Origin of the sequence: Tetragenococcus koreensis (assembly GCF_003795145.1) — a bacterium.
Classification (GTDB): Bacteria; Bacillota; Bacilli; order Lactobacillales; family Enterococcaceae; genus Tetragenococcus; species Tetragenococcus koreensis.
Map to the genome: position 1 here is coordinate 635,909 of NZ_CP027786.1, position 23,461 is coordinate 659,369.

Genomic DNA, 23,461 nt, shown 5'->3' on the forward strand with positions numbered 1-23,461 from the left:
AAATAGACTTGGAACATTTTTCTTGTTCCAAGTCTTGTCTTATATAATCTTATTGGCTTAGTTTGGTAGCACAGGCGTTGTTATACTATTAATTTGAACCTTCTATGATCGTTACAGCACGACCAATAATGTGTGAATTAAATTGAAAATTAATTGTATTGGGTGTAGTATTCTCATCTAAATTAAGGTCATCTATATTCAACGCTGATACAATTACAAAGTATCGATGTTTTTCTCCTTGAGGTGGAGCTGCACCTATATACCCAGCAAAACCTGCATCATTTAACATATTTTTTGCTTTTCCTGGAAGCTTGTTTTGATCTGGATTTCCTGTATCTGCTCCCAATTCTTCTGCATCTTTAGGAAGATTGATTACTGTCCAATGCCAGTATCCGCCAGCAGTTGGAGCATCTGGGTCATAAATTTGTACAACTAAGCTCTTTGTTTCTTCAGGTACATTAGAAAATCTGATAGCTGGCGACTCATCTTTGCCTCCTTGAATTCCCATTCTCCCAGAATATTGGGGTAAACTAAAAGTCTGATCAGGATTTACATCAGTGGCTTCGACATTAAACTGGGGTACACTTGGTAAGGTTTCTAAAGGATCTCTTGCCATGGTTATTCCTCCTCAAATATTTTTGCTCTTTCTAAAATCATGACACTACGGTACTTGTGCGATAGGAAAATAAATGTCTTAAAAATTTTTGGCTATATTTTTTGTTTTAAATTTCTAGTTATATCGTACATTTCGAGTAAGTTAGTCTTGCTTTGTTGTTTTGGAGCCCTTTTTATCGGGAACAGCAAAGAATAGAAATATTGTGATAAACACAGTTAAGAATCCTAACATAATTTTAACCGCTAATATTGGAGCAAGAAATATAGATATAGCCATTAGAATAATAATGTTTATAAAGATTTCCCATTTTTTGTTCCTAGGGATTGTACGTGTTTCTACATAATCAGCACAATAAAATTTATACAATTTTGTTTGTTTTAACCACTGATCGAATTGTTCCGAACTACGTGCAAAACAATAGCCTGAGAGTAACAAAAAAGGGGTAGTCGGTAAAATTGGAAGTATTGCTCCAATGCTGCCCAGTACAAACGAAAATAGTCCTGCAGCAAATAATAAATGTTTTGTCATGTCAAACTCCTTTTAAGTCAATTCTAAGATATTGTCATTCTTAACGCTAACTTAATTGAAAACGGTTAGAAAATCAAGGGCTAGTGATTATATTTGGCCGTTTTTCAAAAAATATTTACCAGAAGTTTTGTAATTGAACCAATTTCATAATTCACTTTTCCAAAAAAGCAAACACTCATCCAATTTCGAATTGTGTGATTTTTTCGAAATTCTATGACTATTTCTTTTTCTTCGTTGTCTTAGCGACACGTTGATTGGCAAAGTTTCGCGCATTATAAGTGAGCTGGATCAAGTGATAAAAAGCAATCGCATGACTGGGCTGATAAAAACGGGTATCATCAAGCTGATGATTCTCTTTTAAATACCCATTAACACGTTCGACACTGCTTCGTTCATTGTATTTCAATTTCCAGGCACGCGTTCCTCGAGCTGGATGATTATACTTTCTTGGGTCATTCATTTGTTTGACTTTGATGACTTTTTGGCAAAGTCCTTCGTGCTGTAGTGGACAATCTCTACAATATTTTTCGGGTCGAGCATATTTCAACGCCCCATATCTTTTATCATAACTGTCATATTTATAGCCATATTCAAGCAGACAGGTCGGTGCGTAGTGAGCGTCTACTTCGCCATCGTTTTTCGCTATTCGTTTTAATGGAATGATGGGTTCGATATCTAAGGCGTGACATTCCTGATAGATTTCTTTGGCGTCATAGCCTTTATCTAAAGAGAGATAAGGGGCCTCTTTTTCCATTCTTAACGCTTCTGCCACCTTGCGAATGGTGGGAATCGCTAAAGTAACATCTGAAGCAAAAGCAGAAGCGATATGCATGTTTAAAATATATTGGCTTTTCGTAGAAACAGCGAGTGTCCCTTTATAGCCAAACCAAAAATAATTCTTGCCTTGACTATTTTTCTTCACGCCCCATGAAGCATAAGAAGGTAGGGTCTCAAGAATGGCTTCTGTGGTCATGCTTCGTTGTGCTTCAGTCGATGGGAGCTTTGGATTATCTGTTTTTACAGGCTTTGTCCGTGCTTCGATCGAAGTCGCATCAATCGCCACATTCTCTGTAAAAATGTCCAACTCTTCATGAATGAGTTGGAGTAATTGCTGGTTTATCCTTTCCAAAACAGAAAGATGGTTTGCCAAGATCGCCATCACTCGCGAATAGGTGGCTTCTGAAGGAATGGGTTCAGAATAAAGAAAACCGACGCTTAGTTTCAAACGTAAATCACTTTTCAAACGTTGAATCAAGGCTTTTTGTGTAGGAATTTTCTGATCAATCCGTGCCATTAAGGAACGGAGGACCGCTTCATAATTGACGGTAATAGACGGACCGACTTTCGTATCTTTTTGAAATAAATCTAACACTTTTGTCCAATCGATTGGGGAGAAAATTTCTTTATACTTCTCCTGAATATCCAATTTTTCTAAATAATCGATGTCAAATAAAGTTGGTTGTTGTATAATAGACATAAGGAATCCCTCCTGGCGTACTTGTCTGTCTAGGACAACCTAAGTGTACCATATGGGGAGGTTCCTTTTTTGTGTTTTTTGAACGTGTTGTCATATCAAGGATTTAACAAGGCAATGAATTATGAAATTGATTCAATTATAATTACAAAAACTCAATAGGTACCAAAATGTCGTTTAGTTACTATTTTTCATAGGTTAGATATACAAAAAAGGGCACCTTGTGCTATTGTTAAATTATTAACTCATGTGTTACTTATAATTTTGTAAATTAAAATTTGAAACTAACAAGGGAGGAATGCTTAATGGATTTACAATTAAAAGGGAAGACAGCTTTAGTGTTAGCTTCAAGTAGTGGTTTAGGAAAAGCAATCGCTCATGAATTAGCTGACGAGGGAGCTAATGTTATGTTAACAAGTCGGTCTGAAAACAAGCTAAAAGCAGCAAAAGAAGAGATTGAAAAAACAGCAAAAGGTTCTGTTTCCTACACCTTATTGGACCAAACAGAGTATGAAAGTATTGCAAAAGCTGTAAAAAGGACAAGAGAAACTTTTGGTCCTATATCGATTTTAATAAATAATTCGGGCGGACCTACAGCTGGTAAATTTGAAAGCTTTAAAGATGAAGATTGGCAACAGGCCTTTGAACTTACTTTACTAAGTTATGTCCGTGTAATCCGCATGGTGCTTCCAGACTTAAAAGAAAATAACGGACGCATTTTGAACAATACATCTACTTCTACTAAAGAACCAATTGATGGGCTGACTTTGTCAAATGTATTTAGAACGGGGATTTTAGGCTTATCCAAGACGTTAGCACAAGAGTTAGCAGCAGATAATATTTTAGTCAATACAATTGGGCCTGGTCGTATCCAAACCGAACGGGTCGAAGAACTTGACCAAATTACTGCTAATAACAAGGGACAAACTAGCGAAGAAATAAAAGATGCAAACCTTTCCACTATTCCAATGGGACGTTATGGAGAGCCAGAAGAGTTTGCGAAAGTAGCTACTTTCTTAGTCTCTGGTGCTAACACCTATATGACGGGACAAAACATCTTAGTCGATGGCGGAAAAATTAAAGCTATTTAAGCCAAGCAATGGATAGTTGATAAATAAAGAATTGGAAAAAGATCGCGCTAAGTTACTTTATAAGGAATGTATCTCTTGATTATTTTGTTTTTATCGAGGTTTCACATTCCTTTCTGTGTTTATGTGAGTAAAAATATTTGTGTTCCTCAGCTCATAGCTTTCCTTGGTTAGTTATGCTAAATTTAAGAAAGAATTGGCTAATTAAAAGCCAAGCATGTATGCTTTATAAACTTTATTTTTAATACTGAAGTATGGGGATTAAATCAATAAATAAGCATCTGTATAATTCCCTTTAAAGCGCATCTTTACTAAGGATTCCTATAAAAAGGAATCAAAACGTTTGATTCCTGAATAAATGAATTATATAATGATCATAGGAGGTGTAGGCTGTGGTTAATGATGTAACACGCTATCCTTATATAGCTATTATAGGTGATATTAAAGATTCAAGAAAATTGAAACAACGCAAAGCAAGTCAACTCCGTTTTAATGAGGTTTTAGGTTGGTTGAACCAAACCTACCAAGAAGATTTAGCAGCGAAATTTACCATTAGTATGGGAGATTCTTTCCAAGGCTTATTAAAAGATAAGAACCATTTAATAAGTATGCTTTTTGAGCTCGAGTTAAATTTGGCGCCGATGGAGCTGCGTATGGGAATTGGCTTGGGAGATGTGGAAACTGAAATTAACTCGGACAATTCCTTGTTAAATGATGGTTCTTGTTATCATCGGGCTCGTGCAATGATTGAATTAATCGAAAAAAGTGAGAAGCAATATGCGCAGAGTAGCTCAAATATTTTATTGGCTGCTGGTAGTCAGGACCCTCACTACGAGAAATTGATCAATACTATTTTTGCTTTAGAGACAGCATTAAAAACTAAATGGACCGAAAGGCAAAAAGAAATTATTCGAATTTATTTAGCCAATGGAAAAAATCAATATAGGACGGCTAAAGTACTAGATATTGGACAATCTAGTGTGAATAAAGCGCTCAATAGTACTGATTTTTATACTTTTAGTCATTCATTGAGCACTATCCAAGATACGATCAATCAATTATAGGCGGTGATGATAGTCAATGCCACAAATTTTATTTTTACACTTTTTTATCGGGCATATTTTAGCTGATTATTATTTTCAAACTTCAGCTATCGCCCAGAAAAAGGAAAACTCTTTTAACTACTTATTGCTCCATTGTCTCATTTATTTACTAACCATGGTTGCGGTTATTTTGCCTTTATTTAACTGGCAGTTAGCCCAATGGGCGCTGTTTATCGCAGCCATACATTTTGTTATTGATTCCTGTAAAGCGTTGCTAGTTAGGCGTTTTAAGCTTAGCGATTTACAAAATGTATTATTTTATTTCACGGATCAATTCTTGCATATTTTGACGATTTTATTTGCGGTAGCTTGTGTTGTGTTAACAAAAATAGATATTGCTTATTTGTCGTCTTTGCTAAATTTGTTTAATATTTTCCATATTGATCCTAAGCAAGTGCTGTCTTGGGTAGTTGTGCTACTTTTGATAATCCAACCAAGTAGTATTACCATTAGAAAAGTGCTGGATCATTTTGATCCAAAAACGGCAGACGATGGTATTGCCAATGCAGGAGCGCTAATTGGTGCTTTTGAGCGTTTGCTTATTTTGCTTATGTTATATGCTAATCAATATGCAGCAATTGGATTTGTGCTTACTGCTAAGTCAATTGCGCGTTACAATAAAATAGCAGAAGAACCGAAATTTGCCGAGTATTATTTATTAGGGACTTTGTTAAGCTCGCTGTTAGTTATTTTAAGTTTCACTATTATTTTTTAGTAAAAGGGGTATACAGCATGAAAGAACAAGAATTTTTAGCAGAATTAAAAGAAATGGATTTGATACAGCAAGCACTAGGTGTTTTAGAGTGGGACACCCAGACTGGCATGCCTGAAGATGCCAGTGACTATCGCGGTGAAGTTTCTAGTTATTTATATGGAAAATATTTTGCAAAAAAAGTGGGACCTAAAATGGCCGAAGTACTTGCTTACTTCTCACAACATATAGAAGAACTTTCTGAGGTAGGAAAGGCTTCTTTAACGCTTGTCAAAGAAGAATATGATAGGGAACAAGCTGTTCCTAATGACTTGATGGTTGAATATAGCAAAGCAACCTCAAAGGCGCATCATGCTTGGCAAAAAGCGCGCCAAAAGAAAGATTTTGCTTTGTTTTATGATGCTTTAAAAGAAAATGTTCGACTGACCAAAGAACTAATCTCCTATTGGAAAAAAGATGAAAAAACAGATTATGATGTGTTACTAAATCTTTATGAACCGAACATGACGACTGAAGTGTTAGATGACGTATTTTCAACAGTTCGTGATGGTATTATTGCATTACGAGAAAAAATTGCAGATGAGGGTGTGAAACCTAGAACAGATTTTCTAAATCGTAAAATGACAAAAGAACAACAACGCAAATTTGTTATAAAGGTTGTGCAAGACCTTGGTTTCGATCTGAATCGAGGACGGATTGATGATACAACACATCCTTTTGCTACCGGTATTAATCATCGCGATGTACGTTTAACCAATCGCTGGAATGAAACGGATTTTTCCATGGGTATATTTGGATTAATCCATGAAGCAGGCCATGGTGTTTATGAACAAAATATTTCGGAAAAATTTGAACACACGCCTGTGCATGAAGGAGCTTCTATGGGAATTCATGAGTCACAATCATTATTTAATGAACTTGTGATTGGCAGTCGCAAATCTTTCTGGCAAAAACAATATCCTTTCTTGCAAGAATGTGCGCAAGGAACCTTTGATGATATTCCTTTTACCGACTTTTATGCTTCTCTCAAACAGACACAAGCAAGCTTGATCCGGATTGAAGCTGATAGCCTTACTTATATTTTGCATATTATTATCCGGTATGAAATTGAAAAGATGATCTTTAATGACGAAGTTAGCGTAGATGAGTTACCGCAAATTTGGAATGATAAGTATGAAAAATATTTAGGCATTCGTCCTACCAACGATTTGGAAGGCATTTTACAAGACGTTCATTGGTCGGCAGCAGAGTTTGGTTATTTTCCATCCTATGCATTAGGGTATATGTATGCTTGCCAACTTTATTACGCGATGAAAAAAGTAATTGATGTGGATCAAGTGCTAAGCTCAGATGATTATTCACCAATTAGAGAATGGTTAACTCAAAATATTCATCAATATGGGGCTTCTAAGAAACCTAATCAATTAATCTATGACGCTACTGGGGAAGCTTTAAACCCGCAATATTTATTGAAATATTTACAGGAAATCTATTTTGACGTTTATCAAATAAATGAGTAGTGTGAAAATTTATGGAAAAAATAAAATATATCATCTCATACGTTCAAGAAATTTTGAAAGATGAACAGACTGGACATGACTTTGATCATGCAAGTAGAACGGCTACTTTGGCAGAAACAATCATCAAAGAAGATCGCTTACAAGTAAATCATTTCATTGTTGCAGCAAGTGCTTATTTACATGATGTTATTGATGACAAAGTAACGTCAGATCCAGACAGAGCACAGCAAAAATTACAGCTTTTCTTACAGAAAATTGATTGTACTTGGACAGAAATTGAAGCTATTTTAACAATTATTCAAAATTTATCGTTTTCTAGTGAAATGTTTGCAAAGACAAAAGTACTTTCTTTGGAAGGAAAGATCGTACAAGATGCCGATCGCTTGGAAGCGCTAGGCGCAGGAGGAATTTTACGGGCTGCTTATTTTAGTGGCGCTCATGGTGAAGCACTTTATGATGAAAGTAAAGTGCCACAACATTTCCATAATAAAGAAGAATATAGACAACCTACGACGATGGTCAATCACTTTTATGAAAAGTTGTTTTTACTCCCAGACATGATGAATACTGATTACGGAAAAAAAGAAGGGAGACGCCGGAGAACGTTTATGCAAGAATTTTTACAAGAATTCTACAAAGAATGGTAAAATTAATCGTTATTTTTTAATTTTTTGAGTAAATTATTTCCATTTTTCTTTTCTTTCTTTATAATGGAAGAGAAAGGGGCGAGAGGTTTGTTTTATCAGCATATGCTAAAGCCGCATGAATTGGCACTTGTTATTCCAAATGCAAATGAATGTCTATTTGCGATCCATACGAAGCTTACAGAACGCGATTATAATGTTGCTGTTTATAAATATGGAAAAGAGTACTTTGTTTTAAATGATGTACGTATTTTTAAACAAATTCAAGGGATTGATCAAGAAAGCCAAGGAGACGAAGAAGAGCTGCTCCCTTATGTGGAAGAAGCTTTTGAAGATAATTGCTATAATTTAGTTGAAGAAAAGCTGGTTCAGCTGGACTTAAATATTTTATCAACAATATCCGCTAATTCCCCGGTACAAGTTAGATATTATGAGTTTGTTGACTTTACTTAAGGAGTACAGGTTAAAGGATCTTTATTCATTAAAAATCTTTTAACCTGTATTTTATTGGCATGAGCTGATTTGTAGAAGGGCTATCATATGCATGGAGTAGTTCTAAATGGACGAACAAAAAAGAATGAAAAACAAAGATCAATCTGATATAGTTAAGGCATTGATAAACATAGAAATTAGATTTTAATAGTTCACTAGTTTTATATATTTTTGACCTATAAGTACGAATAAAAACGCTAGAAATATTTTTCTAAGTGAGATTCTTAATGAGAATTATTTAGAACTAACGAACACAATAATTTTAGTAGAAAAAAGAAAGAAGGTGGGTAAATGACTTTTGAACCATTTACATTCCAACCGTTTATTTATCAAGCACTAAAAGAAAGTGGCTTTGTGCAGCCAACAGAAGTCCAAGAGAAATTAATTCCGCTCATTCAAAAAAAGCGAAATATTATCGGCCAATCACAGACTGGAAGTGGTAAAACACATACATTTTTACTTCCTTTAATTGATCAAATTGAAACGGATAAAAAAGAAGTTCAAGTGGTTATTACAGCGCCAAGTCGCGAACTAGCTGAACAAATTTATCAAGCTGCTAAGCAGATTGCCGCATTTGCACCAAATGAAATCCGAGTATCTAAATTTGTCGGCGGAACTGATAAACAAAGGCAATTAGAACAGCTAAAACACCAACAACCGCACCTGGTGGTCGGTACCCCAGGAAGAATTTTAGATATGGCGAACGAAAATGCACTTTTAATTTATAAAAGTAAAGCCTTTGTCGTCGACGAAGCAGATATGACACTAGATCTAGGCTTTTTGCCAGAAGTAGATCAGATCGCTGCAAAGTTTGCCGATAATATCCAAATGCTCGTTTTTTCCGCTACAATTCCAGAAAGACTACGGCCATTTTTGAAAAAATATTTAACCCATCCGATAATTGAAGAAATCAAGCCACAAAATTTACTTTCTGAAACGATTGAAAATTGGCTAATTTCTACCAAAGGAAAAGATAGAAATCAACTGATTTACCAATTATTGACTATCGGTCAGCCTTATCTAGCAGTTGTTTTTGCTAATACAAAAGAACATGTAGATGAAATTAGCGAATTTTTGCAAAATCAAGGCTTAAAAGTTGCAAAAATCCATGGAGGTATTCCGTCTAGAGAACGTAAACGGGTCATGCGTCAGATTCAACATTTAGATTATCAATATGTAGTAGCAACAGACCTTGCTGCTCGTGGGATCGATATTGAAGGTATCAGTCATGTTATCAATGCTGAATTGCCTCGTGACTTGGACTTCTTTATCCATCGAGTCGGACGCACAGGACGAAATCAATTAAAAGGTACCGCTATTACGTTGTATGAACCGAGTGATGAACGGGCGATTAATGATTTGGAAAAACTGGGAATTGTTTTTGAACCTAAAGAAATCAAACAAGACGAAATTGTCGCAACCTATGATCGTAACCGCCGTCAAAAACGTGAAAAAACGGAAGAAGAACTAGATCCCGAAATGATTGGTTATGTTAAAAAGCAAAAAAAAAAAGTGAAACCTGGTTATAAGAAAAAAATCAAACAAGAAATCAATAAAAGTAATCAGGAAAAACGCAAGCTGGAACGGCGCAGACAACAACGTAGCGCCAAAAAACAAAAAAAAGATTTCAATCGTTAAAGGAATTTTTTCATTTTTACACAAGGAATCCCATCTTCTAAAAATTCTTCTGTTATCGTCTTATAGCCATTTTTTTGGTAGAAGGGGATCACTGGTTTTTCTGCTGAAAGCAGGGAGTACTGGTAACCTTGTGTAATTGCCTTTTGTTCAAAAGCTTTTAATAAGGCAGTTCCAACGCCACGATTTCTGGCTTTTTTAGCTACACAAAAACGATCAGGATAAATCGTCTGATGATCGTAAGCCTCATATCGGATCGTGGCAATAGGTTCTTTTTGTGCGAAAATAACAAAATAGAAAGCATTTGAATTAGCCAATTCATCAAATTCTAAGTGTGGTTCAATCTTTTGTTCGAGAACAAATACTTGATAACGAAGATAAAAAGCAGCTGCTTTGATCCAATTATCTTTACCAAAATAAGTCGTGTCTGTTTTAGTTAAAGCTTGCTGCCACTCTTTTTGACGCTTTTTCGCACGACTGTTATTGGCACCACTCGTTGAAAGACAACTATAGATGGTAAGATCAGAAAAAAGTTGATGCGCTATAATTTCCTGATAGGCGATTTTACCATTGGCGACGATTGTTTTAATCGCTGTTTTTTTAAGGAGCTCGTTAAAGTCATTCAAATCATGCTGGGTAAAGTGATGATCCATGCTACCTTTACGTTCAAAAGTTTGGTAGACATCCCATAGGCCAATGTGATGGTCTAACAGAACTTGTAAACGCTTTTTATAATCTATCGGATCAGACACTTGTAAAGCAGTAAAGATAACCTGCCAGAAGCGATTGGCCTTATTGCCGTAGTATTGCTGTTTTTCTAATGATTGAACACTTGGCGCGCTACCTAAGATTAAAATTTCAGTTTCTTCATTATAAATTGGTGCTAAACCAGTTTGCATGATCTATCAACTCCTGACGGAATTTATCTATTGAATGAATACTATACTTTATTTTACCAAAAAGATGTGAGAATGAGGGGGAAAAAAGTGAATATTTTTGAGGCTTTGGAATGGGCTCAGTGGAAGACGCTTTCGCTTGAATTAAAAACACAAGTGATGAATCAAGTATTGATGTATTTTGTAAGCCCGCTTAAAAAAGTTTCTGATGTTACGTATCAGCAATTTGAATTAGACGGTGTCAAATGCGACACTTTTGAATGCTCAATTGATGGTGAGCGTTTTGTTTTAGTACCAGGTAATAAAGCAGCAATACTGGGTTGGGAATCTGGGATACAAGGAATTGCACGCAACTACTGGGATCAAAAACCTGAGCAAAAGACTGAGGCATTTGACCGGATTGTAAAAAACTACGGGTTAAAAACAGCCGAAGACTGGGATATTTTTGTAAACGAATCGGCTTCTCCTTTACGTAAACGGGCTATTGCACCAATGCTAGTTCAGAAAAGAGCACAACCAGTTGGAACAACTTATATTGGCGATTTGGATATAATTACTGGTGAATTTGAAGGCCGTTCAGAAGATTTTGCGCCGATCAAACATTCATTTTTCGACCATTTTAAACAGCCGCAAACTTTTGAAGAGAGCCTTTATGCTGAAGTTCCGCTAGAGATCTCTGAAGAAAATCAATTTTATGCGTTTCTTTCTGAAAAAAATGAAAAATATGCTATCTATACCCATGAAAATTGTCATTTTCATCGCTTAAAAGAAAAAATGGATGAACAACTTTTTGACTTATTAACAGAAGATCAGTGGGAATATGCCGTTTCAGGCGCAACACGTAAATTATTTCGCTGGGGGAATGATATAGCAGAAGATGACACCTATTATGGTAAACAGACTGCTAAAAAAATACGACAAGCGAATATGTTTGGTTTACATTTTGCTGACGATTTGAGTTACTGGGAGGTAACCAATTCTATGTATTTGAAATCAGAAAAAGCAGAAAAGGTCGGTCATCGATTGTTTGACCATCTTCCGCTAGCCTCTTATTATCGTTCACGCAAAATTTTAGCAGAAGATGAAATCATGAATCTTTGGGATTTTCGTTTTCGTCATGCAATCATTATTCAAAACAACTGAAATTTTTACAGATAGGCGTTGAAATTGATTGACATTTTCTGAAAATTTGCCTATACTTTGAAAGGTATAAAGGACATGATCAGAAACGCACGTCTTTTACAGAAAGTTTTTTCGTGCTGAGAGAAAAAGCAAGACGTTTTTTGGTTGCTCCCTTTAAAATGATTGATAGAAATATCAACGCGGCTTTGGCGTTATTGAAGTATAAGAGGTAATGATCGACATCATTGCAAGCAAGGTGGTACCGCGTGTAGACGTCCTTGGTTTGCAAAGGTGTCTTTTTAATTTTTATGACAAAAAAACAATTTTTTTTAGTACTTTTATAAGGAGAATGATTATGAAAAATTTATCAAGTTCTGAAGTTCGACAAATGTTTTTAGATTTTTTCAAATCAAAGGGACATTCAATTGAACCCAGTGCTTCATTAGTGCCTGTGGATGATCCAACACTACTCTGGATTAATTCGGGTGTTGCTACATTAAAAAAATATTTTGATGGTACAATTGTTCCGGATAACTTACGAATTGCGAATGCGCAAAAATCAATTCGTACGAATGATATTGAAAATGTAGGACGAACAGCTCGTCACCAAACGATGTTTGAAATGTTAGGTAATTTCTCTTTAGGCGATTATTTTAAAGAAGAAGCAATTCATTGGGCTTGGGAATTTTTAACTTCACCTAAATGGATTGGTTTTGACCCGGAAAAACTGTATGTAACAGTTTATCCTAATGATAAGGAAGCAAAGCGAATCTGGCAGGAAGAAATCGGGCTTTCACAAGATCATATCATTGAAATTGAAGATAACTTTTGGGATATAGGTGCAGGCCCAAGTGGTCCTGATACTGAAATTTTTTACGACCGTGGTCAAAAATTTAATGATTTACCTGAAGATGATCCTGAAAATTATCCAGGTGGAGAAAATGAACGCTATTTAGAAATTTGGAATCTGGTCTTTTCTGAATTTAACCACAAACCTGATGATACTTATGAAACGCTACCTAATAAAAATATTGATACAGGTATGGGATTAGAACGGATTGTTTCAGTTATTCAAGATGCGCCTACAAACTTTGAAACAGACCTATTTATGCCTACTATTCGAGAAATTGAACGAATTAGTGGTGAAGTTAAATACGGTGAAAATTCTGTCACAGATATTTCTTTTCGAGTTATTGCTGATCACATTCGAGCTTTATCGTTTGCGATTGCAGATGGCGCGCTGCCTTCCAATGAAGGAAGAGGTTACGTGTTGCGTCGTTTATTGCGCCGGGCGGATATGCATGGTCAAAAATTAGGCATTAACCAGGCTTTTCTTTATCGCCTAGTAACTACGGTTGGTAAAATCATGGCTAGTTATTATCCTGAAGTATTGCAGCAACAAGAATTTATTGAAAAAGTCATCAAAACAGAAGAAGAACGGTTTTATGAAACAATTAATGAAGGTCTAGCTATTTTAAACCAATTATTGGAAAAAGAAAAAAATGAGCAAGCGCAAATTATTAATGGTGCTGACATTTTTAAATTATATGATACCTATGGATTTCCAGTAGAGTTAACCGAAGAAATTGCTGAAGAGGCTGGTTTTGAAGTAGATCATGCAGGCTTTGAACGTGAAATGAGTGCTCAACGTCAGCGCGCACGTGCTGCTAGAAGTAATGAACAATCAATGGGGATACAATCTTCATTATTGACTGAGATTGATGTCATTAGCCAATATGTGGGCTATACGACTTTAGAAGCTCAAAGCGAACTGTCTCTTTTAATCCAAGATGACGAATTTGTTGATCATTTAGATACTGGACAGGCAGAAGCTATTTTTTCACAAACGCCGTTTTATGCGGAAATGGGTGGACAAGTTGCTGATACAGGCGTTATCATTGATCAAAATGGCGAAACTTGTGCTGTTGTGACTGATGTCCAAAAAGCTCCTAAAGGACAATATTTGCATCAAGTCAAAGTTAAAAAAAGTCTACAAAAGGGACAAAGTTATACGTTAAAAGTCGACCAAGCTCGGCATAACCGAATTATCAAAAATCATACAGCTACACATTTGCTGCATAAGGCATTAAAAGAAGTCTTAGGAAGCCATACCAACCAAGCGGGCTCACTAGTAGCACCCGAACATTTACGATTTGATTTCACCTATTTTGGCCAGATTACGGCAAAAGAACTTCGTGAAATGGAAAGAATCGTCAATGAAAAAATCTGGGAAGCTTTACCTGTAACGACTATCGAAACGGATATCAATACTGCTAAAAATATGGGTGCTATGGCTTTATTTGGTGAAAAGTATGGCAAAGAAGTCCGAGTCGTCAATGTAGCGGATTGGTCGATTGAACTTTGTGGTGGTAATCATGTAAAAAACACTGAAGATATTGGGATTTTCAAAATTGTTTCTGAATCAGGGATTGGTGCAGGTGTTAGAAGAATCGATGCAGTAACCAGTAAAGAAGCCTATCAGCAATTCAGCGAACAAGAAGATGAGTTGCGTAAAGCGGCCGATATTCTTAAATTACCAAGAATCAATGAAGTAGTGAATAAAACTGAGCAATTACAACAAGAAATACAACAATTACAACAAGAAAATGAGCAACTATCTAGCAAGATAGCTAATCAACAAGCTGAAGATGTTTTTAAAGAGATAAAATATGCCCATGATATTTCCTATGTTGCTGCTCAGGTAAACGTTAAAGATATGAACCAATTGAGACAACTAGCCGATCAGTGGAAACAACAAAATATTTCTGACGTGCTAGTTTTAGCGACAGAAAACAACGGAAAAGCGAATCTTTTAACTGCCGTTTCTCCGGATACAGTTGATAAAGGTATCAAAGCAGGTGATTTGATTAAAGCAATTGCACCTCAAGTCGCTGGTGGCGGTGGCGGACGCGCGGATATGGCTCAAGCTGGCGGGAAAAAACCTGAGGGAATTCCTCAAGCATTAGAAGAAGCTGGGCGTTGGTTGCAAGGATAACCATTAAATAGGTGAGGGAAAATAAAAGCTCATTTGCTAATTTTCCCTATCTTATTGTATTTACTTATAGTTATTAGTTGTTATTCTTAAGTATTTCAGGATAAAATGGGTTTCTAGTATGATTTTTATTTACTTTATTCATTGATTTTTGACTATAGCAAGGAGTTCCTGACAATGCTTGAGCGTTTAGTAGAAAGAATTATAAAAAATAAGAATAAAGAAGAACAGCGTACAAAGGTGGGACAACTTGCTGGTGTGTTAGGACTAGTTTCTAATGTTGTCTTATTCTTAGGAAAATTATTAATTGGTTTTATTGCTAGTTCTGTTTCAATCATGGCTGACGCAGTCAATAGTTTATCCGATATGATTTCCTCAGTTTTAACGTTAATCGGTTTTAAAATTGCGGCCAAACCAGCGGATAAAGAGCACCCTTATGGACATGAACGTTTCGAATATATTAGCGGTTTGGCTGTTTCGTTTGTAATTATTATAGTAGGTGTGCAATTTTTACAAACGTCTTTTAATAAGATACTGGAACCAACAGATACCATTTTTTCGATTCGTGTATTTATTGTCTTGTTAGCTTCAATTATTATCAAGATTTGGCAAGGAAAGATGTATGTAGGACTTGCGAAAAAAATAGATTCGCAAACATTAAAGGCTTCAGGTAAAGATAGTTTCAACGATATATTTACCACCGGTACCGTCTTGCTTTCTGCTCTGATTGAATATTTAACAAATTGGCGCATTGATGGTTTTATCGGATTTATTTTAGCACTTTACATTATTTACACTGGAATCCGAATGATTAAAGATTTTATTGATGAGTTATTAGGCAGCCGGCCTTCTGATCAAGAGATTCAAATTATGGAAGCGCGCCTTGCAAACTATCCTTCAATTTTAGGTTATCATGATTTATTAATTCATAATTATGGGCCTCAAAGTAAGTTTGCTTCAGTACATATTGAAGTCGATGCTTGTTGGAGTTTGACTTATGCTCATCAAATCATTGATATGATAGAAAAAGATTTTCAAAAAAACCTTGATGTAGATTTGGTTTGTCATTTAGACCCAGTTGCCATTCATGATACCCAATATCTGCAGGTTAACGAAGAGCTGACGAATATCTTAGCTGATTTAGGTGAAGGGCTCAAAATGCATGATTTGCGTATAAAAGGGAATAATACATTACAATTTGATTTAGTGATACCAGAAGGAGTTACTGAAGATGAAAATCAACTACTAGAAGAAATACGTCAACTAGTTATTGAAAGAATCGGTAATTATCACTTAGACGTAAGGCTTGATCATAATTATTTACTATGAGGGGGACCTAATGGATTTAAGAACAGACTTAACCATTTTATATCAGATTTTTTTAGGTTTAATTTTTATTAATACTGTGGTTGCATTTATTACTGTATTTCGTAGGCCTCGATCAATTACGAGTATCCTTGCGTGGATGATGACCTTGGTTTTCGTTCCAGGTTTGGGGGTTATTTTGTATGCTTTTTGCGGCAGAGGAATTGATAGAGAGACTGTCTATCTGTTTAGTGAATTACATCAAAAACGTATTAAAGAAATTAACGAAATGATTGAAGAAAATAATAAAAATTATGCGCCTAAAACTTATCCTTATGAAGCGGTTTTATTAAAAAAATATTTTGCTGACATGGAAGAGTCTCCATTAACTAGAGGAAACCACGTCGAATTTTTTACGGATGGCAAAGAAAAATTTACCCATCTATTTGCAGATATAAAAAAAGCTGTGGACAGTATCCATGTGGAATACTATGCTTTTTTTGATGATAAAATCGGCAATGACTTTTTGAATCTACTAGTAAAGAAAGCCAGGGAGGGCGTGGAAGTTCGTCTGGTATTTGACCCTTGGGGTGGGCGAACCAATGTCCGATTTTTCAAACCGTTAAAAGAAGCTGGTGGAAAGGTAATCCCGTTTATTACCTCAAGAAACTTAATTCGAAAAACTCGTTTAAACTATCACTTGCACCGTAAAATTGTAGTAATCGACGGCGAAATTGGCTGGACGGGTGGTTTTAATGTGGGAGATCAGTACGTGGAAACCACAGAAAAGTTCGGTTATTGGCGCGATACTCATGCTAGGATTGTTGGAACAGCTTCTTTTTCTTTGCAAGAAATATTTATTCGTGATTGGAACGCTTCGATCAGAAATAAAGAAGATCTATTAGAGTATGAAGAACGCTATTTTGTGATTCCAACGCAAATTGATAATACAGACGTAACTATGCATGTTGTAGCAGATGGGCCTGAATCAACCGAACAAATCATCGAAGGCGGGTTTATAAAAATGATCGTGGCTGCTAAGGAAAGAATTTGGATCCAAACGCCTTATTTGATCCCAGATGATTCGATGTCAAGCGTGCTACAAATTGCGGTACGCTCTGGAGTTGACGTACGCATTATGATCCCGTGTATGCCAGACCATCCCTTTATTTATCGGGCTACACAATATTATGCTAATTTATTTCAAAGAATTGGCGTGAAAGTCTATATCTATAATGGTGGTTTTATCCATGCAAAAACCATGATTACAGATGATGCGATCGCAAGTTTCGGTACCACCAACCAAGATATTAGAAGTTATGATCTTAATTTTGAAGTGAGTGCTTTTGCTTATGATGAAAAGATAAATAGTGAATTAGCGTCGATTTTTGAAGATGACATGAAACATAGCACCTTGTTGACCAAAGATATGATTGATGAACAGTCTAATTGGTTAAAATTTAAACAAAATTTCTCACGTTTACTTTCTCCTATTCTCTAATTTGAGTGCTTTTTGTAAACCTTGTCGAGCTAAATGATCTGCGCCTTTGTTTTTTGCTTCTGGAATCCATTCAATAAGTAATGACGGAAATTTTGTTAATTTTTCTTGAATTTCTAATAAGTATTTTTTGAAATCTGGGTTCTTGGTGTAGTTTTTCTGGATCGTTTGCGCTAAAATTTTACTATCAGTGTAAACTAGAACAATTTGTGTATGAAGTTGTCGCTTGTATAATTCATCAAGCAGACGGCTAAAAACGACAAATTCTGCTTGATGGTTGGTTAACTGAGTAAGAGCAAATGATTCTTGTTCATAGAGGTCGTCACCTAAAAGTACGATGCCACCTCCGCTTGGTCCGGGGTTACCTTTGGTTGAAGCATCGATATACGATTTTATCACACATAAAACTCCTTCAAGTAGTATTCCAGTAATTTGATTATAATATACAAAGTCCTTAAATGGTAGATGAAAGGAGAGCAATTTGAAAAATTACAAAATCCGCTGGCAACCTGAACGTTCCTTGGCTATTATTTACTGGTCAATCACTTTTATCTTTTTATTTTTAAGTTTGACCTTTATTTTAGAACGAGCTGAAGTCCACTGGAAGAGCATGCTTTTTATCGTGATATTTCTAGTCCTTTTTTACTGCGGCTATCGTCGGTCTATTATTATTCATAAAAATGGCTTGCAAGTGAACTATGCTCGTTTTTGGAGAACAGATTATTTTACTTTTGATCAAATTAGATTGGTTGAAGTTTCTGGTAATTTGTTGACCATTAAGCTAAAAGAACAAACGTTAGAATTAAGATTAAATAAAAAACAAGTCAAATTATTCTTTTCCACATTACCAGAAGATGTTCCTATTCAGTCAACTTAACTAAAAAACGGTTATCGACAATGGGGTTTCATCTTGTAAAAACAAATGCAGAAAGAAGGTCGACTGATGTCATCAGATATAGAAATAGCACAACAAGCCAAGTTGGCTCCGATTGAACAAATTGCTGAAAAGTTAGGTATCCCACAAGATACCATTGAACTATATGGTAAATATAAAGCCAAGATTGCTTTATCAGAAAACGAAAAGTCTTCCTTGGGAAAACTAATTTTGGTTACTTCTATTAATCCAACACCAGCAGGTGAAGGTAAAACCACAGTATCAATCGGCTTGGCAGACGGATTAAATCAATTACATAAAAATGCTGTGCTAGCTTTAAGAGAACCTTCTTTAGGCCCTGTGATGGGATTAAAAGGAGGCGCAACAGGTGGCGGTCATTCACAAGTCTTACCTATGGAAGACATCAATTTACATTTTACAGGTGATATTCATGCGATTACAACTACCAATAATGCGCTTTCTGCTTTAATTGATAATCATATTCATCAAGGAAATGAGCTAGGCATTGATCCGCAACAAGTGATTTGGAAAAGATCATTAGATCTAAATGACCGCGAATTACGGCACACAGTAGTAGGACTAGGAAATAAAGCGCAAGGAGTTCCTCGCGAAGAAGGATTTGATATTACAGTAGCAAGTGAGATCATGGCCGTTTTATGCCTAGCTAGCGATTTGATGGATCTAAAAACGCGTTTAGCTAAAATTGTGATCGGCTATACTTATCAAAATGAACCAGTAACGGTCCGTGATTTGCAAGTGGAGGGCGCTTTGGCGCTCTTATTAAAAGACGCAATAAAGCCCAACTTAGTGCAGACTCTGGAACAAACGCCGGCCTTTATACATGGAGGACCTTTTGCTAATATTGCTCACGGCTGTAATAGTGTCACAGCGACTAAAACAGCTTTACGACTAGGTGATTATGCAGTAACCGAAGCTGGTTTTGGTGCTGATTTAGGTGCAGAAAAATTTCTCGATCTCAAAGTTCCTAATTTAGGTAAAGCACCAGATGTGGTTGTTATGGTAGCTACAGTGCGTGCTTTAAAAATGCACGGTGGGTTAGCTATTGATCAGTTAGCTAATGAAAATTTAGCTGCTTTAGAAAAAGGCTTTGCTAATCTAAAAAAACATATCAAAAATATGCAAAACTATGGGATGCCAGTGGTTGTAGCAATTAATGAATTTGCAGCAGATCGAGAAAGCGAATTTGCTTTGTTACAAGAATTGTGCCGAAAAGAAGGCGTTACAGCTGTACGAAGTTCTGCTTGGGAAAATGGCGGTGTTGGTGCACAAGAGTTAGCTAGCACGGTAGTTGATGTAATTGCTGAGAAAAAAGCAGATTATCAGCGCCTATACCTGAACCGGTTACCATTAGAAGATAAAATTAAAAAGATCGCACAAACGATTTATGGCGCGCGTGACGTTTCATTCGAGAAAAAAGCTAAAAAACAGTTAAAAGACTTTAAAGAACTCGGTTGGGATCAACTCCCGATTTGTATTGCAAAAACGCAGTATTCTCTTTCAGATGATGCTAATCTGTTAGGGGCACCGCGAGATTTTGATTTAACAGTGCGAGAAATTATGCCCAAAATGGGAGCTGGCTTTCTGGTAGTATTGACGGGGAACGTATTAACGATGCCAGGTTTGCCTAAAAGACCCGCAGCTCTTGACATGGACGTGGACGCAGCTGGTAATGCTAGCGGATTATTCTAATAGTGATTTAAAAATAGTAGCCATAGTGACAATAAATACGTAAAGGAGGGAAAAGTAGATGGGTGAACGAGCAGAAGCCTTTTTAAGCAGCTTTAATCGGATTGAAAAATGGCTGAATGATCAACTAGAAAATCCACAAAATATGGGATTTAATCAAATGGTACGCAGGCTAAGCAATCGAGAAGAATTACCGGTAAAAACGTACGAAAATGATTTGCTGCAAATTTCGCAGTTGCGCAATGCCATTGTACATGAGCAAATTGGCGAAGATTTTGTGATTGCTGAGCCTAATCAATGGATTTTAGATCGGATTCAAGAAATAGAATCTGAGTTGATGCAACCAGAAACCGTGATTCCTCGCTTTGCTAAAAATGTAACCGGCTTTGAACAAGATATTCCGATTATTGAATTATTGAAAATTGTGGCCGCTAAACGTTATTCACAGTTTCCTTTGTATAAAAAAGGCGATTTTCAAGGATTAATTACTTTGAAAGCATTAGGTTATTGGTTTGCCAAAGAAAGTGTGCAAGGGAAGGTTGAATTAAAAAATCGTACTGCTAAAGATTTAATTGTCACTGATGGCAAACAAACAAACTTTGCCTTTGTGGCAAAAGATACTACGATTAATGAAGTCGAACAAAAATTTCATACTAATGGATTATTAGATGCTGTTTTTATTACTAAAGACGGCAATCCGAATGGGAACTTATTAGGAATTGTCCGGCCTAGAGATATCTTTTAATGCTTGAGAAATGAGGAAAAACAATTGGTAGCCATCTTTTTTTTATTAAGTGCACTAGTCGTTGGATTGGATCAATGGGTTAAATATTGGACTGTGACCAACTTAGGGCTTGGCGAAACACAAGATATGATTGAACATTTTTTTTCGTTAACTTATGTTCAAAATACGGGAGCCGCGTGGAGTATTTTGGAGGGGGAAACGACTTTTTTTACGATAGTTACGGTGATTGCCGTCTTTGTAGTCACTTACTTAATTATTCATTACCGCAATGACAGTAAATTTTTGACCCTCGGACTTGCGTTAGTACTGGCAGGTGCTGTAGGAAATTTCATTGATCGAATCCGTTTAGGTTATGTTGTGGATATGGTGCAATTAGATTTCATACAGTTTCCTATTTTTAACGTAGCAGATGCTTCATTAGTAATAGGCGTTATTTTGATTTTTGTTTATACAATTTTTGAGGATCGATTGAAAGGAAAAAGTAATGGCAGATAAATTGGAAGGCACGATAACAAACGAACAAGGGCGGATCGATAAGGTATTGTCAGAAAGACTAACTTCTTATAGTCGTTCGCAAATTCAACAATGGCTAAAAGAAGGACTGGTTGTCTTAAACGGACAAAAAGTCAAAGCAAACTATCAAGTCAAACCAGATGACCATTTTATTATTCATTTACCAGAAGAAAAACCGTTAGAAGTGGAAGCCTGCGATATCCCTCTTGATGTCGTTTACCAAGATCAGGACGTAGCAGTTGTCAATAAGCCACAAGGGATGGTAGTGCATCCGTCACACGGTCATCCAACTCATACGTTGGTAAATGCCTTATTATTTCATTTGGATCAATTATCGGGCATTAATGGCGTAATCCGCCCGGGTATTGTTCATCGCATTGATAAAGATACATCCGGACTTTTAATGGTAGCTAAAAATGACCGTAGCCATACTTCACTCGCCCAGCAATTACAAGACAAAACGACCTTGCGTGAATATACGGCCTTAGTGCACGGAAATATTCCTCATCAAAAAGGGACAATCACAGCGCCTATTGGTCGTTCTAAAACGAATCGCCAAATGCAAGACGTTGTGGATGATGGAAAATTTGCCGTAACGCATTTCACGGTCTTAGAACGCTTTGCTGATTTTACTTTGATTAAATTACAATTAGAAACGGGTCGGACCCATCAAATCCGTGTCCATATGAAATATATAGGTTATCCTATCGCAGGCGATCCTGTATATGGCCCTAAAAGAACACTTAAAGGCAACGGGCAATTTTTACATGCGGGTGTGCTTGGTTTTACTCATCCTACCAGCGGTCAATGGTTGACTTTTGAAGCTCCTTTGCCTGAAGTTTTTAAAAAAACTTTAGATAATTTAGCAAAACCGATTGATTTTTAAATTGAATAACTGTATAGTTGGTGTAATAAAATTTTATAACTTACCTTTAAGTTAGTCCCGTGAGGCTAGAAAGGAAGTGACAGACGAAGAATCATTGTCTTAGGATTGAGTGTAAAATTCTAAGCAATAATGATTTTTTAAAATCAGTGTATGTTCACTCCTGCCTCAAACGGGCAGGAGTTTTTTTGCTGTGAATCACTACGATTTAGCGACCAAAGGGAGCTAAGAGTAGTTGATGAACAGTACTAGGGCGAGCGAAAGCGAGGCGTAGTGTCCGAAATTCTCGAATCACTACGATTTAGCGACCAAAGGGAGCTAAGAGTAGTTGATGAACAGTACTAGGGCGAGCGAAAGCGAGGCGTAGTGTCCGAAATTCTCGAATCACTACGATTTAGCGACCAAAGGGAGCTAAGAGTAGCTCCATCAAGGCTTTAGCAACTTGTTGCTTAGACCTTAATGAGATCGAAGCGTAAGCGAAGAGGTGAACAGTAATAGGGCGAGCGATAGTGAGGCGTAGTGTCTTTCAATACAAAAAAGAGGAGGTAGTGAGATGACAAAAAAAGAAGTCATTGATGAAGTTACTATGAAACGAGCGCTGACTAGGATCACTTATGAGATTATTGAAAGAAATTATGACATTGATCAATTGGTACTAGTCGGCATAAAAACAAGAGGAATTTACATTGCCCGGCGTATTGCTGAACGTTTGCAACAACTAGAAAACGTTGAAGTACCAGTAGGCGCTTTAGATATCACTTTGTATCGTGATGATCAAAAAAATCTTACGGGTCAACCAGAGCTATATGATTCGGATATTCCAGAATCCTTGGAAGGAAAAGAGGTTATCGTAGTCGATGACGTGTTGTTTACCGGACGTACAATTCGTGCAGCACTGGATGCTATTATGGATTTTGGCCGTCCGCAAAAAATCGCGTTAGCTGTTTTAGTCGATCGAGGACATCGTGAATTACCGATTCGCGCGGATTTTGTGGGTAAAAATATTCCCACTTCTTCAGCAGAAGAAATTATTGTAGAAATGCTTGAAACAGATGGCACCGACCGCATTTTAATTAATAAAAAGGGAGACTAG

Annotated in this window: 22 protein-coding genes; 17 read left to right on the forward strand and 5 right to left on the reverse strand. The window is 36.4% G+C overall.

Translation table 11 applies throughout. The features are described from left to right. Nucleotides 1-88: 88 nt before the first annotated feature. The 3 genes from C7K43_RS03025 to C7K43_RS03035 form a co-directional block, all read right to left on the reverse strand. Entirely contained in the window at nt 89-616 is a 528-nt protein-coding gene (locus C7K43_RS03025; protein WP_124005499.1) for a YbhB/YbcL family Raf kinase inhibitor-like protein, read from the reverse strand. Nucleotides 617-757: 141 nt separating this feature from the next. Further along, nucleotides 758-1,144, reverse strand: coding sequence for a YbaN family protein (locus C7K43_RS03030; RefSeq protein ID WP_124005500.1), 387 nt, complete (start codon nt 1,142-1,144; stop codon nt 758-760). Nucleotides 1,145-1,361: 217 nt separating this feature from the next. After that, nucleotides 1,362-2,621 (reverse strand): transposase, encoded by a 1,260-nt coding sequence (locus C7K43_RS03035; protein WP_226996663.1) that lies wholly within the window; start codon nt 2,619-2,621, stop codon nt 1,362-1,364. Nucleotides 2,622-2,923: 302 nt separating this feature from the next. Between C7K43_RS03035 and C7K43_RS03040 the strand changes: the two genes are divergently transcribed. From C7K43_RS03040 to C7K43_RS03070, 7 genes are all read left to right on the forward strand, one after another. Then, nucleotides 2,924-3,709: an SDR family oxidoreductase gene (locus tag C7K43_RS03040; RefSeq protein ID WP_124005501.1), complete on the forward strand. Its 786-nt coding sequence runs from the start codon at nt 2,924-2,926 to the stop codon at nt 3,707-3,709. A 389-nt stretch (nt 3,710-4,098) separates the two neighbouring features. Further along, nucleotides 4,099-4,770, forward strand: coding sequence for a SatD family protein (locus C7K43_RS03045; protein WP_124005502.1), 672 nt, complete (start codon nt 4,099-4,101; stop codon nt 4,768-4,770). 16 nt (nt 4,771-4,786) lie between these two features. Then, complete coding sequence (locus C7K43_RS03050; protein ID WP_124005503.1) at nt 4,787-5,524, forward strand: DUF3307 domain-containing protein; 738 nt, start codon at nt 4,787-4,789, stop codon at nt 5,522-5,524. Nucleotides 5,525-5,541: 17 nt separating this feature from the next. Next, the gene (locus C7K43_RS03055) at nt 5,542-7,041 is read left to right on the forward strand and encodes a carboxypeptidase M32 (protein WP_124005504.1); all 1,500 of its coding nucleotides are present in this window, start codon (nt 5,542-5,544) and stop codon (nt 7,039-7,041) included. Nucleotides 7,042-7,052: 11 nt separating this feature from the next. Continuing rightward, a complete protein-coding gene (locus tag C7K43_RS03060; RefSeq protein WP_124005505.1) occupies nt 7,053-7,688 on the forward strand; it encodes an HD domain-containing protein in 636 nt (211 codons plus the stop codon). Nucleotides 7,689-7,775: 87 nt separating this feature from the next. After that, nucleotides 7,776-8,138, forward strand: a complete 363-nt coding sequence (locus C7K43_RS03065) for a hypothetical protein (protein WP_124005506.1) — start codon at nt 7,776-7,778, stop codon at nt 8,136-8,138. A 330-nt stretch (nt 8,139-8,468) separates the two neighbouring features. Beyond that, nucleotides 8,469-9,815 (forward strand): DEAD/DEAH box helicase, encoded by a 1,347-nt coding sequence (locus C7K43_RS03070; RefSeq protein ID WP_124005507.1) that lies wholly within the window; start codon nt 8,469-8,471, stop codon nt 9,813-9,815. Here C7K43_RS03070 and C7K43_RS13670 read toward each other — a convergent pair. Continuing rightward, on the reverse strand, nt 9,812-10,711 hold the full coding sequence (locus C7K43_RS13670) for a DNA-deoxyinosine glycosylase (RefSeq protein WP_307723687.1): 900 nt from the start codon (nt 10,709-10,711) through the stop codon (nt 9,812-9,814). The two genes, C7K43_RS03070 and C7K43_RS13670, sit on opposite strands and share 4 nt — an antisense overlap. Nucleotides 10,712-10,798: 87 nt before the next feature. On the opposite strand from C7K43_RS13670, the gene C7K43_RS03080 reads away from it, so the two are divergent. The 4 genes from C7K43_RS03080 to cls all read left to right on the forward strand — a co-directional run bounded on the left by C7K43_RS03080 (nt 10,799) and on the right by cls (nt 17,628). After that, nucleotides 10,799-11,851, forward strand: coding sequence for a DUF7278 family profilin-like fold-containing protein (locus tag C7K43_RS03080; RefSeq protein ID WP_124005508.1), 1,053 nt, complete (start codon nt 10,799-10,801; stop codon nt 11,849-11,851). A 334-nt stretch (nt 11,852-12,185) separates the two neighbouring features. Then, entirely contained in the window at nt 12,186-14,825 is a 2,640-nt protein-coding gene (gene alaS / locus C7K43_RS03085) for an alanine--tRNA ligase (protein WP_124005509.1), read from the forward strand. Between the two features lie 174 nt (nt 14,826-14,999). Next, nucleotides 15,000-16,151, forward strand: a complete 1,152-nt coding sequence (locus tag C7K43_RS03090; protein ID WP_124005510.1) for a cation diffusion facilitator family transporter — start codon at nt 15,000-15,002, stop codon at nt 16,149-16,151. 10 nt (nt 16,152-16,161) lie between these two features. Beyond that, complete coding sequence (cls, locus tag C7K43_RS03095) at nt 16,162-17,628, forward strand: cardiolipin synthase (protein ID WP_124005511.1); 1,467 nt, start codon at nt 16,162-16,164, stop codon at nt 17,626-17,628. Here the strand turns inward: cls and C7K43_RS03100 are convergent. Then, nucleotides 17,608-18,024 carry a ribonuclease HI family protein gene (locus C7K43_RS03100; protein ID WP_124005512.1) on the reverse strand — a complete coding sequence of 139 codons (417 nt, stop codon included), beginning with the start codon at nt 18,022-18,024 and terminating at the stop codon, nt 17,608-17,610. The genes cls and C7K43_RS03100 overlap by 21 nt on opposite strands. Before the next feature lie 82 nt (nt 18,025-18,106). Between C7K43_RS03100 and C7K43_RS03105 the strand changes: the two genes are divergently transcribed. From C7K43_RS03105 to pyrR, 6 genes are all read left to right on the forward strand, one after another. Continuing rightward, nucleotides 18,107-18,502, forward strand: a complete 396-nt coding sequence (locus C7K43_RS03105; RefSeq protein ID WP_124005513.1) for an EbsA family protein — start codon at nt 18,107-18,109, stop codon at nt 18,500-18,502. A 66-nt stretch (nt 18,503-18,568) separates the two neighbouring features. Further along, entirely contained in the window at nt 18,569-20,230 is a 1,662-nt protein-coding gene (locus tag C7K43_RS03110; RefSeq protein WP_124005514.1) for a formate--tetrahydrofolate ligase, read from the forward strand. Nucleotides 20,231-20,288: 58 nt separating this feature from the next. Then, entirely contained in the window at nt 20,289-20,972 is a 684-nt protein-coding gene (locus C7K43_RS03115) for a CBS domain-containing protein (RefSeq protein WP_124005515.1), read from the forward strand. Between the two features lie 24 nt (nt 20,973-20,996). Beyond that, a complete protein-coding gene (gene lspA, locus C7K43_RS03120) occupies nt 20,997-21,467 on the forward strand; it encodes a signal peptidase II (RefSeq protein WP_124005516.1) in 471 nt (156 codons plus the stop codon). Beyond that, nucleotides 21,457-22,371, forward strand: coding sequence for an RluA family pseudouridine synthase (locus tag C7K43_RS03125; RefSeq protein WP_124005517.1), 915 nt, complete (start codon nt 21,457-21,459; stop codon nt 22,369-22,371). The genes lspA and C7K43_RS03125 overlap by 11 nt, the downstream gene beginning before the upstream one ends. Nucleotides 22,372-22,921: 550 nt before the next feature. Beyond that, a complete protein-coding gene (gene pyrR, locus C7K43_RS03130; protein ID WP_124005518.1) occupies nt 22,922-23,461 on the forward strand; it encodes a bifunctional pyr operon transcriptional regulator/uracil phosphoribosyltransferase PyrR in 540 nt (179 codons plus the stop codon).